This window comes from Pedobacter lusitanus (assembly GCF_040026395.1).
Lineage (GTDB): Bacteria > Bacteroidota > Bacteroidia > Sphingobacteriales > Sphingobacteriaceae > Pedobacter > Pedobacter lusitanus.
Genome location: NZ_CP157278.1, coordinates 2,373,649 through 2,388,297, shown reverse-complemented (window position 1 = coordinate 2,388,297; position 14,649 = coordinate 2,373,649). Strand labels below are relative to the sequence as shown.

At 39.5% G+C, this 14,649-nt stretch carries 17 protein-coding genes; 5 read left to right on the top strand and 12 right to left on the bottom strand.

Translation table 11 applies throughout. The features are described 5' to 3' along the window. Positions 1–39: 39 nt before the first annotated feature. The 7 genes from PL_RS10050 to PL_RS10020 all read right to left on the bottom strand — a co-directional run bounded on the left by PL_RS10050 (position 40) and on the right by PL_RS10020 (position 6,663). Positions 40–1,035, bottom strand: a complete 996-nt coding sequence (locus PL_RS10050) for a FecR family protein (RefSeq protein ID WP_041883204.1) — start codon at positions 1,033–1,035, stop codon at positions 40–42. A gap of 10 nt (positions 1,036–1,045) precedes the next feature. Then, positions 1,046–1,660: an RNA polymerase sigma factor gene (locus tag PL_RS10045; protein WP_041883203.1), complete on the bottom strand. Its 615-nt coding sequence runs from the start codon at positions 1,658–1,660 to the stop codon at positions 1,046–1,048. Between the two features lie 6 nt (positions 1,661–1,666). Further along, positions 1,667–2,080: a CHRD domain-containing protein gene (locus PL_RS10040; protein WP_348621578.1), complete on the bottom strand. Its 414-nt coding sequence runs from the start codon at positions 2,078–2,080 to the stop codon at positions 1,667–1,669. A gap of 118 nt (positions 2,081–2,198) precedes the next feature. Beyond that, positions 2,199–3,227: a hypothetical protein gene (locus PL_RS10035; RefSeq protein ID WP_041883201.1), complete on the bottom strand. Its 1,029-nt coding sequence runs from the start codon at positions 3,225–3,227 to the stop codon at positions 2,199–2,201. After that, positions 3,220–4,020 (bottom strand): methyltransferase, TIGR04325 family, encoded by an 801-nt coding sequence (locus tag PL_RS10030; RefSeq protein WP_041883200.1) that lies wholly within the window; start codon positions 4,018–4,020, stop codon positions 3,220–3,222. Before PL_RS10030 ends, PL_RS10035 begins: the two co-directional genes overlap by 8 nt. A gap of 77 nt (positions 4,021–4,097) precedes the next feature. Beyond that, positions 4,098–5,306 carry a GAF domain-containing sensor histidine kinase gene (locus tag PL_RS10025; protein WP_041883199.1) on the bottom strand — a complete coding sequence of 403 codons (1,209 nt, stop codon included), beginning with the start codon at positions 5,304–5,306 and terminating at the stop codon, positions 4,098–4,100. 10 nt (positions 5,307–5,316) lie between these two features. After that, a complete protein-coding gene (locus PL_RS10020; RefSeq protein ID WP_316933276.1) occupies positions 5,317–6,663 on the bottom strand; it encodes a prephenate dehydrogenase in 1,347 nt (448 codons plus the stop codon). 62 nt (positions 6,664–6,725) lie between these two features. On the opposite strand from PL_RS10020, the gene PL_RS10015 reads away from it, so the two are divergent. Both PL_RS10015 and PL_RS10010 read left to right on the top strand, forming a co-directional pair. Further along, complete coding sequence (locus tag PL_RS10015) at positions 6,726–7,361, top strand: hypothetical protein (RefSeq protein WP_152620336.1); 636 nt, start codon at positions 6,726–6,728, stop codon at positions 7,359–7,361. Positions 7,362–7,410: 49 nt separating this feature from the next. Next, positions 7,411–7,785, top strand: coding sequence for a YybH family protein (locus tag PL_RS10010; RefSeq protein WP_041883195.1), 375 nt, complete (start codon positions 7,411–7,413; stop codon positions 7,783–7,785). A gap of 27 nt (positions 7,786–7,812) precedes the next feature. Here the strand turns inward: PL_RS10010 and PL_RS10005 are convergent, their stop codons facing one another. After that, entirely contained in the window at positions 7,813–8,454 is a 642-nt protein-coding gene (locus tag PL_RS10005; RefSeq protein WP_041883194.1) for a YceH family protein, read from the bottom strand. A gap of 507 nt (positions 8,455–8,961) precedes the next feature. Between PL_RS10005 and PL_RS10000 the strand changes: the two genes are divergently transcribed. Then, the gene (locus PL_RS10000; RefSeq protein WP_041883193.1) at positions 8,962–9,300 is read left to right on the top strand and encodes a hypothetical protein; all 339 of its coding nucleotides are present in this window, start codon (positions 8,962–8,964) and stop codon (positions 9,298–9,300) included. 236 nt (positions 9,301–9,536) lie between these two features. Here PL_RS10000 and PL_RS09995 read toward each other — a convergent pair whose 3' ends face one another. Together PL_RS09995 and PL_RS09990 are read right to left on the bottom strand one after the other, a co-directional pair. Continuing rightward, positions 9,537–10,343, bottom strand: a complete 807-nt coding sequence (locus PL_RS09995; protein ID WP_041883192.1) for a phytanoyl-CoA dioxygenase family protein — start codon at positions 10,341–10,343, stop codon at positions 9,537–9,539. A gap of 272 nt (positions 10,344–10,615) precedes the next feature. Next, positions 10,616–11,392: an SDR family NAD(P)-dependent oxidoreductase gene (locus tag PL_RS09990; RefSeq protein ID WP_041883189.1), complete on the bottom strand. Its 777-nt coding sequence runs from the start codon at positions 11,390–11,392 to the stop codon at positions 10,616–10,618. A gap of 622 nt (positions 11,393–12,014) precedes the next feature. Between PL_RS09990 and PL_RS09985 the strand changes: the two genes are divergently transcribed. Then, the gene (locus PL_RS09985; RefSeq protein WP_041883187.1) at positions 12,015–12,668 is read left to right on the top strand and encodes a DUF6266 family protein; all 654 of its coding nucleotides are present in this window, start codon (positions 12,015–12,017) and stop codon (positions 12,666–12,668) included. Here the strand turns inward: PL_RS09985 and PL_RS09980 are convergent. Then, a complete protein-coding gene (locus PL_RS09980; protein WP_041883186.1) occupies positions 12,661–13,440 on the bottom strand; it encodes an SDR family oxidoreductase in 780 nt (259 codons plus the stop codon). The genes PL_RS09985 and PL_RS09980 overlap by 8 nt on opposite strands. A 106-nt stretch (positions 13,441–13,546) precedes the next feature. Further along, positions 13,547–14,272, bottom strand: coding sequence for a hypothetical protein (locus tag PL_RS09975; protein ID WP_052496385.1), 726 nt, complete (start codon positions 14,270–14,272; stop codon positions 13,547–13,549). Here PL_RS09975 and PL_RS09970 point away from each other — a divergent pair. Then, entirely contained in the window at positions 14,237–14,629 is a 393-nt protein-coding gene (locus PL_RS09970) for a (deoxy)nucleoside triphosphate pyrophosphohydrolase (protein ID WP_041883185.1), read from the top strand. The two genes, PL_RS09975 and PL_RS09970, sit on opposite strands and share 36 nt — an antisense overlap. The last annotated feature ends 20 nt before the right edge of the window (positions 14,630–14,649 follow it).

The window sequence follows — 14,649 nt, the reverse complement described above, 5'->3', positions numbered from 1 at the left end:
CATCTTTTTACCGGGGGCTGCTAGCTGATATAGATTTACTTATTTTTCAGTTAAAATATAACTTCCTTCTTCACGGGTCATTTTACACTGTAGTGTTGCTGTAATAACTTTTAAAGCACTGTCTGGTGTCTGATAATGCAGATGGGCAGTTAATTTACGCATTTCCAGGTTATTCCCATCTATAATAATGGAAGTCTTGTAAATTCTGTTTAACTGATTCACCACTTCAGACAGCGGTGTTTCTGTGAATACAAAATCTTTATCCAGCCATGATTTATAATTAAGATCCGTATTTTTTTCGGCAGTAAGTTTTCCTGTGGCAGAAGAATAGCGGCCGGTCGTTCCAGCAGTCAGTCTGACAGACCGTGAAGCCAGGTGCTGCTGCAAAGCAACTTCTCCTTCAGCTACCGTCAGTGTGATATCCCTGTTGCGTTTGATAATATTAAAACTGGTACCCACATCCAGAGCCCGCACATCACCCAGGTCTACCAGGAAAGGATGTTTTTCCTGATGTACAACTTTAACAAAGATCTCACCGTTTAACAGTTGAATTTTTCTATTCGTTGCAAAGTTGCCAGCGGCATATTTTATCGCTGTTCCGCCATTAAGCTGAACTATAGTCCCATCAGGCAGGGTAATGTTTTTGATTGCTGCATTTGGTTCACTGCTCACAATCGTATAAGCTGTTTTATTAATGAAATAATAACCCAGAGAAACGACCAGCAGTACTGAGGCCGCAACACTGTACCAGATTTTAATCCGGTTATTTTTCTCTTTTAGCAGCCATTTATTTTCAATCTGATCAATTTTCTGATCCAGGGTATCCCAGGAAGACTGGATAGTATAAGGCTGGTCATTGTATAATTGACTAATATTTTGTTCAACCTGTACAAATTCCTGATAGGTTTTTTCATTCTGTTCACTTGCTGCCCTCCAGTTTTCCAGGAGGATTTTATGTGACGGGCTGATCGTATCATCAAGGTCATCAATGATCAGTGAATAAATGAATTGTTCGTTAGTTTCAAATGCTTTCATGGTATGCTTTTTACTGGCCCCAATATTTATGTAGTATCAGCAGCAGCAAGAACAGGTTTTGCTGTTGTTTTTCCAATTGTTCTCTCAATTTCTGGAAACCGTAAGTCAGATGATTTTTAACTGTTTTAATTGATATATTCATCTGAGCAGCGATTTCCTGTTGTTTCAATTTTCCAAAACGGCTTAAATACATCACTTCCCTGCATTTTGGTGGCAAAATTGCCAGTGCATTTTCAAGACTGTTTAACAAAGATTCTTTTCTCTGGTTTTGTTCCTTTTCAGTCTCGTCATCACTTTCAGTTACCATGTAGGCATTTTGCTTTTCATGGTTGGTCTTTTCTTTTTTGATGAAATTGAGTGATGAATTAATAACAGCTCTGGACAGATAACTTTTTATAGAAGACTGAACAGTAAGCTGTCCGGCCATTTTCCAGATAGTCAAAAATACATCATGTACAATTTCTTCGGCAACTGGGGCCTGGCCAACATAACGGTAAGCCAGTGCAAACAGTTGTCTGTAATATTGTTTGTACAGTTTTTCAAAAGCTTTGCGGTCATGTGCTTTAACCGCAGCTATCAATTCCTGTTCTTCATACGGAAGAGAGTCGTTATGTTCTTTGCTCATCCGTTATTATTTCTGTTTTAAAGTCAGTACTCCTGAAATATCAGGGGAAACTGATACTGTGTTCATCGCTACAAACCATAGTCCCTTCAGTAAGTTCCGTTCCTGCAAGGGGGTTAAAGTGAGTCCTCCGGTAATTCCTTTTGCCGGAATGTCTCCTTTGCCTTTATAAATCTCTTTGACCAGCTCTCCGGCCGATCCTTTAATACCACTTCTTAAGGTAATCAATGTCGGGGCAATATTTTCAATAGTGAGGGTATATGACAGTTGTTTAGACCCTTCGTCGTACGTGCCTTTTAAAACACCCGTACCTTCTGCATTGGTATTGGTTCCCTTTTTATCTATCCTGGCTGTAATTATATAAGCTCTTACCGGCGGGTTAATTCTGGTTTCTTCTGTTGATGAATTTTTTTTACATGACAAAAACAAGAAAACAACTAAAAATAAAACCTTCCCTAAAGCTGCGTATAAGCCTGATTCTCTAACCTTCATTTCATTTGCTACAGAAGGCTAAAATACTAAGAAGCTCTTTAATTTCAGCTTAATTCAATCTAAAAGTTTTCATACTCAGAAAACCATATTCCAAAGAACGTTTAGTATAAAAGTTTTTATAGTATCCCATTAAGAAGAAAAGAATAGCACGGCCAATTACTTCATTGATTCCACTATTGTTTTCTGATAATTCATGAGATGATATTTCTGCATTCACAGCATATATTTCTGCCTCCGCGATGGAAAGTGCACGGGTATAAGGTTTATAAATCTGTCTGATTACTTTCCGGTCTAAATGATAAGAGGGCGCAGATAAGCGGAAGGTGTTACCTTTGATATACTGGAAATCATGGAAATGATAAAAAACAAGATCAAATGAATTCCCTGCCGCTTTCTCTTTACCCTGGATGTGGTGTCCAGAATTTTTAAAACTATATTGCTGTACATTCCATGGAGCAACTCCTCCTCCGTGGTTTTTTAGTACATGTACTGTGTCAAAACGGGTAGCCCAGTCATCCAGATATTTCTGATCACCGAATTTATTGTCTTCACAACGGTTAAAACACCATGTTATACAGGCATCTACCCACCAGTTCAATACTTCCATACCCGCTGTGGTATTTTTAAAGGTCATGAACTGGACGCAATAAATCCCACTCGTTGCTGACTGGTCATAATCAGGTGTATACCTGTGTTCTGTGATCAGCACAGATTTTTCACCCATTTCTGCTATTAAACAGGCAGGGTCACTAAAGAACAAAAGGTCAGCATCAATATAAGTGCAATGGTCAAGATGATATTTCTCCAGACAATATTTAATGGTAGAAGAAGCACAGGTCCAGCAATATTCTCCGGCAGTACGTTCACCTTTGATAGCCAGAAGCCTGTCATTTTCAAATGCGCTGAGGCTGATAATAGTTGCATGCTTTAAGGCCATTTTAGACAGCACGTCAAAGCAGTTGTTATCAAATGCGAAAATATATAAGTGAAAATTTTCACTATGCTCTTCCAGTGAATTATACATCGCCAGTCCGCGGGAAAGATAAGTCGTATTGAATAGGGTGCAGAATTTAAGCATGTTTTGATTTATTAATAAAGTAAAACCCTTTGTTATAGCCGACAGGCTCATGATCGATTTCCATCTGTGATTCTTCTGCTACATAAGAAGGGAAGTTGCAGATAGTCTGGTAACCGGATCTGAAATGATTTAAAAAAGAGGCTTCATGGAAAAACCATGACGGATAGGCTGCTTTATAGATTTCCGGATGTACTATCTGTAAAGTCAACCGGTCCTGATTACCGTAATGAAAAGCTGTACGGTCAAAAACCAGAAAATCAAAATTGTAATTCACTAATTCCTGAAGAAACTGATGAGGTTCAGGCAGGTACTGCACAGAACTTGAAAGCAGAACCAGATCTATTTTTTTGTCTTTCAGACAAGCATCAATAGACGGATAAAATTTGAGCTGATCATTCTCGAAATGTTCTTTGCCGGTCTTTACATAATGTTCCTGTTCTACAATGTTCCAGCTGGCACAAATCTCAGATCCTGCAAGATTTCTGGTCTGATAATAAGTACTTCCCAGTGATCCGCCAAAATCAAGGACATGAAGTGATCTTTTGAGCATGGCAGCGCTGCGGAATAAGCAGGTCAGTAAAGGAAAAGGATGTGCAATCTGATCGAATAGTACCGAATCACGTTCGTAACTGGCATTGCCGTTTTTTACCTGTAATAATGCATCCCTGGTTTTTTCCAGAATATTTACAGCACTATATCCATCAATGGATTCGACCAGGTCATTCCAGTTGGAATAATTCCCAAACCAGCCGTATGGAGATTTTTTAGATTTTGAAGAGAATAATTTGAACATTAGAAACTCTGAATAATCGGTTTATCATAGTCATGACAACCGGTTATTCAAAAGGTCCTATACGTTAACAGAAAATTTTAATGTATAATTTGCTTCAGTGTGATTTCGAAAGCTGTACCGCTTCCGATTTTTGAATGGATATTGAAATTGCCGTGTAAACTACTGACCAGATGTTTGACCAGTGACAGACCAAATCCATAACCTTTTTCTCCGACAGTACCTTTTGTTGATGATGTTTTTCCTTCCATGATACAGGCAATGGTCACTTCATCCATGCCTACGCCCGAGTCTTCCACTTTAATTTTTAACTGGTACTGACCTACGTCCACTTCCAGATCAAGATTTACGGTTACTTTTCCATTTTCAGGAGTAAACTTCATGGCATTGGAAATCAGATTACCTGTAATCTGAAGTAATTTATTTTTGATAAAAGGAATATGTTCATTCTTTTCATTAATACTGACCTGAAAATTAATGTTTTTATTCATCGCCTGTGGCAGATATAAGCGCTCCAGTTTTTCTTTAAATACCAGGAGATTAAACTCATCTTCTTTCAGCGGATGCACTTTCCCTTCGGTTAGTATCTCATCCGCAAGCTCCAGAACAGATCTGCCGCTTTTATGGATCATGGCAATAAATTCCAGTACTTCATCCAGGTTATTGTCATTTCCCTGTTCTGCAATTATTGCGGCCAGACCAACTATACCGGCAATAGGTCCACGTATATCATGAGCCACTTTTTTCTGGGTTTCTCTGACCTTATCCAGTTTGTATTTCAATCCATCAATGGCTTTCAGTGCTTTCAGTCTGTTGACTACTTCATCAGCCACAATTTTGAGTAACTCTATTTTTTCCGGGCTTTGGGCTCTCAGGTTTTTGTCCAGTACACAAAGTGATCCGATATGATGGCCGTCAGAGGTGGTCAGGGGAACTCCGAAATAATAACGCAGATTGGGCGGGCCGCTCACATAAGACTTTTCTTTAAACCGGTCATCTGCCGAGAGGTCCGGAACTTCAAAATAGTCATCCCCCGAGATCGTGTACTGGCATACTGAATCTTCTCTGGGTAACTGTACCGTATCCTCAGCCCCATAGCTGGAATAGGTCCATTGCGTAAAAGAGTCAATCAGGTTAACCAGGGATATTTCAGTACCCGCAATCTTTGCCGCTAAATGAGCCAGATCTTTGAAGTTATTCTCCATGCTGGAGTAGTCAATGTCAAATTCTGCCAGGCTGAATATGCGCTCCAGCTCATCTGCAGGTATAGGGTTGGGATTCTTTTGCATATCAGGCTGCTTATGAATTTCGGTTTAATCTGCTGATGAGCTCGGCACTTTGCTTTCTGCCTTGTTCCAGTCTGTCATTAAAGAAGTTTTTAGTCTGATCAAAGTGCTGTTTATAGCCATTAATATCTCCATAACCAATAATTGATGACCATTCCCTTACCGAAGAATGAAATTCAAGATCATCTGCCCTGATTTGTTTGTCGTAAATCGCGGCCATGACAGACTCTTCCAGTAATTCTTCATTTCTGAACAGATATTCTACAATGCCCAGACGCAAACGGAAAGGAGGAGTCTGGCAGATCAGGTTATCATAAGGATTAATATTCAGATGATACCAGGCATCAGCCATGCTCAGCAGGCTTAAATGTGAGTTTGGGGTATGCGGCGCTCCGGTTCCGGATAAAGAAAATTCTTTCATAATCTGGTTATCCAGCAGCAAAAATTGCTTGTCATCAGGGAAAAGAAAATGTTTAACCTTCTGGATACGATCACGGAATTCTGTTTCTTTCTCCATAATCATCAGTTTGAACAGTTCAGATTCTGATTGTGCATAACGTTTGATTTGCTGACGGGCATAGGGATTCATAATGGCCAGGCCTGCATAGATATGGGATTTATAGCTGAAAATCCGCAGCATGGTCAGGATTTTTACGTTGTCGATTCCGCCCAGATAGGAAGGGTTTTCCCAGGGGAAAAATCCGGCTTCTTTCCACGCGGTACCCATACTTTCAAAACCCATATGGGTTACGGCCTGAGTATCAGCAACAATTTTATCATGATCATGATAATCTTTCATCTCTACGATGTCCGAACCTAAAATAGCTAACAGATCGTTCATCCGGGTATAAGCTGCCTGGTCACAACGATGCGGGATAACAATTAAGGTTTGTCCTTTAGGATCAAAGCCTGGGCCATGCAAAGAGTGGCAGGTGATGATATTGACGTCTTTGGGCAGGTATTTTTCGAAAGCTTCAATCTCCGGATGTTTAACTGAGGTTTGTCCGGCAACAATAGCACCATATTTGGTTGCAGCACCATAAAGAGCGACTACTTCAGCTATTTTCTCTGCTTCAACAGCATAAAATATCACATCGCATTTGCGCGATACCGCATTTCCATCTACCAGTATTTCTATGCCCAGCGGAGATAATTCCTCTTCCAGTTTTTCTCTGAAAGCCGGTAAATCTGCACCGCAAACTTTGTGTCCTGCTTTAGCAAAATGTTTTGCATAAAGCTTTCCCATGTCTCCTAAGCCAATAATTCCTATATCCATCTGCATATTATATCCGGCAAATAAGCGAAATTCTATGGGAAAAGGAATGATAATAATCATTTTTATCGCAACAGGCACGTTCATAATTGTTTGGATAGCGGTCTTATTTCTTTATTTGCTTATACTTGTGCCTTATTTGTAAAATGATGGCACATCAATTTCTTTACGGTATCCTTTTTATAGGTTTACTGAATATTTGTCAGGAGAGTAAAGCTCAGGCTCCTGCGGCACAGCAAAACAAGATTATCAACAGTGTAACTGCTATGGTTTCTGGTGATGAAAGTAAAAATATCAAAGCGTCCGGTGAAGAAGATGTATCGCTTGGTTTTTTGAAATTCACTAAAACCAGTGTAGGTCCGATAACCATAGGAGGGACTGTAAAGGGAAAAGACGGAACTTCTTATAAAGCTTTTTTTGTTATGCCGCTGAATCTGCAGACCGGTGTGGAACAGAAGGGCGGATTCGGCTCATATGTGATTGAAAATGATACAGAGACTAAAACCTATAGTACAACCTTATATCAAACATTTTTCGATACGGACAGTCAGGGGGGAGGTAGCAATGTTAAGGTTACACTGAGTGAAGTGGCCGAACTGAAAGATCAGGTTAAGGTGACAGGTAAATTTCATTTTAATGCTGCCTATGATCCTGATCCTGAGTCTGAGAAGGGTAAAGAACCTCATGAAGGATATCCTTTGATTAACGGAGCTGTCCGTGGTTCAAAAAAAGTTGCGGTAAGCGGTACATTTACTGTTTATCTGATTAAAATTCTGAGAGATTAACAGCAAGTCAGAAGATTTCCGGTTAATACCAGATCTTATCTAAAATTAAATGAGTCAAAAAGAAAACGAAGTTACAGCTATACAAAAGGCAAGAGCAAACTCCAATCAGGCTATTCTGAATGCCGATGCTGCTGGTGTTGCCAGGTACTGGATGGATGATATTGTTGTTATTTCTGGTGAAGGCGGACAATATGCCGGCAAAAAGGTACTGCTGGAGGTATTTACTGAAATGTTTGAAGTGAGTCCGCCGGTTTTTGAACGCATTCCTGCTACCATTACCATTGGAGATAGCGGAGTGCTGGCCTGGGAAACGGGGTGCTGGAATTATAAAACAGAAAAGTTCAGGGGGAATTACGCTGCAATGTGGCGCAGGATTAACGGAGAGTGGCTTACGCAGTCTGAGCTTTTTGTTTCTCTGGATTAAGAGCCTGTTTATACAGGCTCTTAATCTTTACTGATTCATTAAAAGATTCAGCATTTCTTTTACTTCTTCCAGCTCGTGTTCCAGTCTGCTGATTCTGTTTTCCAGATCAGGTGAGTGCTGCTGAATGATTTCTGGTTCAGGGATTTCTTCTTCTGCTGTGTCACCCCCGAATAAGTGTTTATATCTCGCCTCTTTTTGTCCGGGTTTTTTAGCCAGCTGTTTGACATAGACAGGTTGTTCTGTGGCCAGTTTATGCAGTATTTCCTGAACTTCTTCTATCGTTTCAAATTCATGTAATCTGGCAGAATTACTGTTGATTTCGCCAGGTGTTAAAGGACCGCGCAAAAGCAGTAAACAAATCACAGCCAGTTCTGCAGGAATCAGGGGATAGACAATAGCCAGGTTATGTTTATATTTTGTACTTCTGCTGCTGCCACCCATGGCTGTACTGGTCAGACCCTTGATTTTTAAGGCATTTAAGGTAAGTGTAACGGTTTCTTCATCATAATTTACAATAGGGTTTCTCGATGTTTTCTGATTGCATGCCGTTGTTAATGCAGAGATAGTCATGGGATAATAGTCCGGAGTAGTTCTGCTTTTTTCCAGCAGAACACCCAATACACGCTGTTCTGCTGCATTTAGTAAGATTAGTGTCTGATCATTTTCCATGTAATAAATATATAAGATTTGCAGTAAGCAAGGAATTTAATCCCTGATTTTACGATAATAAATCATTTTTATGAAAAATATATATTTGTTTAACTTTTTTACAGAAAAGTTATATCTTAGAATATAATCAGGATAAAGGCCTGATATATTTTTAATTCGCTCTCAATTTAAGCTGTTCTGCTGTTTTTAATGATTGCTATGGATAGCATCTGAATTTTTAAACAGCAGGATCAATAAAGTGTAAAGAAATAAGCTTCGGCTTATAAATAGGTAGTTAAAAAAAAATGCTGATGGATGTCAGCATTTTTCTTTGTTACCTGTTTCATCATAGTGTTGCATTATTCCACATAGTTTTCAGGGTTGTTTATTTTTATTTAACTGATAATCAGATGATTGTTTTATTTGTTGCGCTTTGGCATCATTCTGAAACTATACCTGTCAGATTAAATAACGGAATAATACACCAATAGCTTAATTGAGAATTTCAAAAGCTTTAAAACTAAAATTATGAAAAATATCATTTTAACAGCAGCAGCATTATTAGCTATCACAGGTATATCAACAGTAAAAGCATCAGAAATTAAAGCACCTATAGCGATCACGCTGAACGTGGATAGTACACAAAAGATGCAGCAGGACAGTACACAAAAAGTACCCGTTAAATTAGAAGAGCTTCCGGCTCCGGTAACAACTACTTTAAAAGCAGACGCTTATAAAGACTGGAAAGCTACTGATGCATTTTTAGTAACAGCGGCAGATAAATCACAGTATTATCTGGTTAATGTGGCTAAAGGCACCGAAAAAGCCTTCATTAAAATCAACAAAGACGGTGTAGTCGTTCAATAAACATCACCTGTATTTAAACATAAATGGGGAGCCGGATTTATTCGGCTCCTTTTTATTGACAAGCTTTTTTGTTATTAACATTATTTGTTGATATGTGTGTTAAGTATTTGTAATACAGCATTTAACTGATGTTGATAACCTGAATTACAATCCATATTTCCTGGTGAACCTCTGTAAGGCCGGCAATTTTCCTGAACGTATCAGGTAGCCTATAATCATAGCGATCAGCATATCTTTTATTTAACCAGTTTAGCAAACCGCTGATAAAATGCAGTAGGACTATGTTCATGTTTAGGTTCATATTTGCCTGCAATAATTGGCAGATAAATTACTCTCCTGCGGCTTTCTTCCCCGCTAACTGCCGACTGCGCTACGCGGTGCCACAAACGGCCATCATGTATGGTCAGATCTCCCGCTTCAGGAATGATCGCCACTTCTTTGAAGTCGGCTTTGTTATCTACAAAATACTTTTTTCGGAATAACAGGTTGTACAGGCTTTGTTTGTGCGTTCCCGGAAGCACTCTTAGTCCACCATTTTCGGGTTTCAGGGTACTTAAGTGTATCCCGATATTCAGCATAGGATTTAGTTTTTGTCCATGGAATATATCACGCAATCCATCTGTATGCCAACCCATCTGGGTGAATTTACTCTCCGGGCCATTAACATAATGATTCAGTACCATTCCATCTTTTTCATCAGTACCCAGTCTTGCACCCGGACCGATCAGGTTTAGCAGTACAGCTAACCGGGGATCATGAGTCAGTTCCCCGAATAAAGGATGATGCTGATTGATAAAAGCAAAACGCTGAACTATAGCTGATCCATCCAGGTCTTTACCATATTTGACCGGAATTCCATTTACTTTGATTTTTTCCTGTGTGATCCAATCCTGCTGTACCAGTATGGAAGCTTTGATGATATCACTGACCGTTTCTGGTGTGATGAAATTTTTAAAGTGGATAAAACCGTTTTTATTAAAAAAATAATTCTGTTCGTCAGTGAGCGTTTCACCTAAAGTGAATCTGGTATAAGCATGGTTCATGGCTGGGTAGGTTTAAAGATTAGGGATATACGGATTCTGCCGCTTGAGTCAGCAGGTTCTGCAGGTTATAAAATCAGAATTTTAAAAAAGATCTTAACAACAACAATAGCAACAACCAGCCCTTTCAGAGAAGGGCATTCGCATGGTGGATGCGGTGTGAATAGGTTTGTTATTGTTCATGTGTAATAATGTATACTAATTTAGTAGATATTACAAATGTAGGAAAATATTCTATTTAAAAAATTAATTTGAAAATAAATCTGAATTCTTTTTTATTGTCGGTATAAACCTGCTGTTATCCTTTCAATCAATGACTTAGGAAGAAGCCCTGTACCCACAACGGACAGCTTATTTAAAAAGCCGGGAATAATTTCTGCCTTCTTTTTGAACATCCCTTTTAAGCCTGTTTCTGCTACTTTTTCTGCAGACATATTGAATTTCTCTGCCAGTTCTGCTAAGGCGTCCATTCCGGCACGGCTGGAAAATCCGGTAGCAGTAGGGCCCGGGCAAAGACAGCTGACAGCTACCGGGCTATCTTTTAATTCATAACGCAGAGCTCTGCTGTAAGACAGGATAAATGATTTGGAGGCAGCATATAAAGCAAGTGTGGGAACTGCCTGATAGGCTGCTGTACTTGAAACATTTAATATATAAGCCTGTTTTTGTTTTTTCAAAACCGGTAATAAGTGATGGGTCAGCTCAATTACTGCGTCGATATTAAGTCTGAGCATATTTAGCTGCTCCCGGAGAGAGAGTTCCTGGAAGTTTCCCCAAAGTCCATACCCTGCATTATTAACCAGTATGGATAAAGCTGATGTTTGGGTATTGCACCAGTCAGCTATTTCCAGCGCAGCTGTGTTTGCAGAGAGGTCTATGGGCAGATAATGAACATTCACCTGATACTGTTCTGTAATACTTTGGGCAAGCTGCTGTAATTCATCTGCGGAACGGGCAATGAGTAATAAATGGTAACCTGACCGGGCAAGCGACTTTGCCATAGCTTTTCCTATTCCTTTACTTGCACCGGTAATCAGAGCGTATTGATTCATAACAGCATTTATAATCTGGTGCAAAATAGTGTTTTTTTTAATAGTTGAGTTATCCACATTATCTGTTGATAAGCTGTTAGTTAAGCCATTTTTAATGTGAATAGCTGTTTAAAAATGTGCTTTGTCTGTGCCGGTTTTGTGTTGAAAGGTATCTCTTTGGTTCTCAGATTGGTACTTATTCACAATAATTGTTGATAAATATGTTAAGTGATTGTTAGTCAGATGTGTATTTCTGTTGATAACTGTTTGTAAGCGCACAATATTTTGAAGAGTGGAAAAAATATAGGGTTGGGCCTTAAAAGAGTGTTTAAATAGTGTTACGAATCGCTGTTAAAAGGACATTGAAAGGGGGTTGAAAGGACGTTGGAAGGACCTTGCGAGGACCTGGGTCCTTCCAACCCCCTCTCAATACCTTTTGAATGTCCTCTTAATGCCCTTTTAACAGCGATTCTCAACACTATTTAAACCTTGTTTAACCAGTCAGATGATAATTTTTGTTTGAAAACTTATTTTTCTAATTAATTAAAATAAATAGGTATGTATTAATGATTATTTTTTATTAACTTGTTTTTGTTCTGTATTTATTTAATAATTGATTAATTGTTAACTTAAACTGTAAACTATGGCAATCGTAACAAACAGCTATCTGGGCAATTTTAGAGGGAAAATCGGGAATATGGTTATTTACCCGCTTAATGGACAAACAGTTGCACGAAGTATTGGGATCTCACATAAACCGATCACGATCAATCAGCTGACCGCACGTATGGGCCTTAAAATGATGAATGTTTTTTTTAGAAATATTAAAGCTTTTATCAGGATTGGTTTTGAACTTGAAGCCAGGGGGACAACATCCAATGCGTTCAATATGGCTATCAGGTATAATAGCAAAAAAATTAAAGGAGTGTACCCTGATATTGAAATAGATTTTGAACAGATTCTGGTTAGCAAAGGAGTAATGCCTGTCGTTAAAAATGCAAAAGCCAAAATCATCACTACCGGATTAAAAGTGAGCTGGGACAGCCAGGCAGATCAGAAAGGAATGCGGGCTGATGATCAGGTATTGCTATTGGTTTATTTTCCAGGCGACAGACTCAAGACGCGTATTTTTACTTCAGAAGTGAGGAGAGCAGAAGGGAAATATACCTTTAAGCTGGACAGAGATGCAACGATGCGTCATGCACATATCTATCTTTCCTTTATCTCGGATAATTGTAAAAGCATTTCAGACAGTCTCTATCTTGGCGAAGTATCCTGGGATAATGCACTTAAATAGAAGGTGTTCTTCCGCCATCTACAGGAATACTGGTTCCTGTGACATAAGCAGCAGCTGGTGAGGCCAGAAAAGCAATTACATTTCCTATTTCTTCCGGCGTGCCGATTCTTTTCATCGGTACGCTATCTTTCAAAGCCTGTTCTGCTTCAGCTTTATTTGTAGTGGTGGAAAGGCTGTCCAGTAATTTGGTGTAACGCATGGTTTGTGTCAGGCCTGGCAGGACATTATTTACGGTGATATTGTATTGTCCAACTTCATTGGCTAATGTTTTTGCCCATGAAGCTACTGCTGCCCTGATGGTATTGGATACACCTAGATTTGGCAGCGGGGTTTTTACAGAAGTTGAAATAATGTTGATGATACGTCCGTAACCCGCCTTTTTCATTCCCGGTAAAACGGCATTTACCAGCAGGTGATTGCAAATCAGATGCTGAGAGAATGCCTGTTCAAAATCAGTACTTAATGCAGCTGTAACCGGGCCTGGTTTTGGCCCTCCGCTATTATTGATTAGGATCTCAACTGCATGTTGTGACACTATTCTTTGTATCCCGGTATCCACTGATGCCGGAACTGAGAAGTCGGCAACTTCATAAGCATGTTGCTGCCCCTGGGTTACAGGCAATTCCTTTAAAGCAGTGATTAAAGAGTCTTCATTTCTGGCAATCAGTATACAGTTTGCACCTAAACGTGCCAGAATAATGGCTGTAGCCAGTCCGATACCTTGTGTGCTTCCACAAATTACTGCATTCTTGTTTAACAGGGAGAGATTCATTACAGGTTATTTTTTAAAGGTTCATCTTTGCTAAAGATACAAATAAAAAAAACGCCAGTCCCCGCAGGGGCTGGCGTTTTGCTTGTGTGCAGCGGTAATATGTTTATTAATAGCCTCTTTGAGACCGGTTATTGTTGTTCTCCCTGTTATGATCTCTTCCGTTTCTGTCTTTATTATTGCCCTGATCATCTCTGTTTTGGGATCTGACAGCAGGATGGCTTTCTCTATCCGGTACTGGTTTGTTATTTCTGGCCACAGCATATCTGTTATCTTTGCTGTCTCTGATATTACCCTGACGGCCTTTATAGTTTCTGTATTTACTATACTGGTTCACATATTGTGCATGATTCAAATAGGGTTTTGGTGAATTAATCACTACTTTATAACCATTATATAAATTGTATCCGCTATATCTTGGAGGTAGGGTTTTTCTGAATACCCACTGCCCGTTAAGCTGATAGATATATTGCTGTGAGGCTATACTGTAATAAGAATCCACATCGGGCAGATAGTAATAATCTGCATGATTATATCCCGCAGGACCCCAGGCAGGCTGTGAGCCTATATTTATATTCAGGTTTATCTGTGCACTGGCTGTGAGGCTGCTCAGCGAAGCTACTCCGATGATGACAGCTAAAACAATTCTTTTCATTTGTGTATGTGTTTGTTGTACAGTGTATTCCAAACCCTGTGCCATCATAAACAGCTCATACATGTATATCTGCGAAAGGCGGGTATTTGCCGATGAAGAATGAATACTTATCGCCCATGGCAGATTTTTTAATATTTTAGCCTGATGATAGATGTATCCTGTGCCCTGATTATTAACCATTATGGACAAGTTTTAGCAGCTCAGCGAAGTTCTGTTATGCATTTGCCGCTTAAATGGGAATTTCCAGGCGGAAAAGTAGAGCAGAATGAAAGTGCAGAAGATTGCCTGATCCGGGAAATCCGGGAAGAACTGGGGATAGAGATCAGTATGCTGAAAAAGATGACGCCATCAGTTTATACGCAGGGAAAACCTGTGATCCGGCTAATTCCCTTTCAATGTACCTGGGTTGGTGGTCAGATCAGCCTGACCGAGCATGCCGCCTTTTTGTGGGTATCGCCTGCAGCATTGCATGAACTGGATTGGGCAGAAGCAGATCTTCCTGTAGTTAAAGAATATCTGGATAGTCTGGGATTGTAAAACTTATTGGCTGCTATAAT

Coding starts and splice junctions, on each gene's coding strand:
- PL_RS10050 (WP_041883204.1), bottom strand. CDS start 1,035: ATGAAAGCATTTGAAACTAACGAACAATTCATTTATTCACTGATCATT.
- PL_RS10045 (WP_041883203.1), bottom strand. CDS start 1,660: ATGAGCAAAGAACATAACGACTCTCTTCCGTATGAAGAACAGGAATTG.
- PL_RS10035 (WP_041883201.1), bottom strand. CDS start 3,227: ATGCTTAAATTCTGCACCCTATTCAATACGACTTATCTTTCCCGCGGA.
- PL_RS10030 (WP_041883200.1), bottom strand. CDS start 4,020: ATGTTCAAATTATTCTCTTCAAAATCTAAAAAATCTCCATACGGCTGG.
- PL_RS10025 (WP_041883199.1), bottom strand. CDS start 5,306: ATGCAAAAGAATCCCAACCCTATACCTGCAGATGAGCTGGAGCGCATA.
- PL_RS10020 (WP_316933276.1), bottom strand. CDS start 6,663: ATGAACGTGCCTGTTGCGATAAAAATGATTATTATCATTCCTTTTCCC.
- PL_RS10015 (WP_152620336.1), top strand. CDS start 6,726: ATGGCACATCAATTTCTTTACGGTATCCTTTTTATAGGTTTACTGAAT.
- PL_RS10010 (WP_041883195.1), top strand. CDS start 7,411: ATGAGTCAAAAAGAAAACGAAGTTACAGCTATACAAAAGGCAAGAGCA.
- PL_RS10005 (WP_041883194.1), bottom strand. CDS start 8,454: ATGGAAAATGATCAGACACTAATCTTACTAAATGCAGCAGAACAGCGT.
- PL_RS10000 (WP_041883193.1), top strand. CDS start 8,962: ATGAAAAATATCATTTTAACAGCAGCAGCATTATTAGCTATCACAGGT.
- PL_RS09995 (WP_041883192.1), bottom strand. CDS start 10,343: ATGAACCATGCTTATACCAGATTCACTTTAGGTGAAACGCTCACTGAC.
- PL_RS09990 (WP_041883189.1), bottom strand. CDS start 11,392: ATGAATCAATACGCTCTGATTACCGGTGCAAGTAAAGGAATAGGAAAA.
- PL_RS09985 (WP_041883187.1), top strand. CDS start 12,015: ATGGCAATCGTAACAAACAGCTATCTGGGCAATTTTAGAGGGAAAATC.
- PL_RS09980 (WP_041883186.1), bottom strand. CDS start 13,440: ATGAATCTCTCCCTGTTAAACAAGAATGCAGTAATTTGTGGAAGCACA.
- PL_RS09970 (WP_041883185.1), top strand. CDS start 14,237: ATGATAGATGTATCCTGTGCCCTGATTATTAACCATTATGGACAAGTT.
- PL_RS09975 (WP_052496385.1), bottom strand. CDS start 14,272: ATGGTTAATAATCAGGGCACAGGATACATCTATCATCAGGCTAAAATA.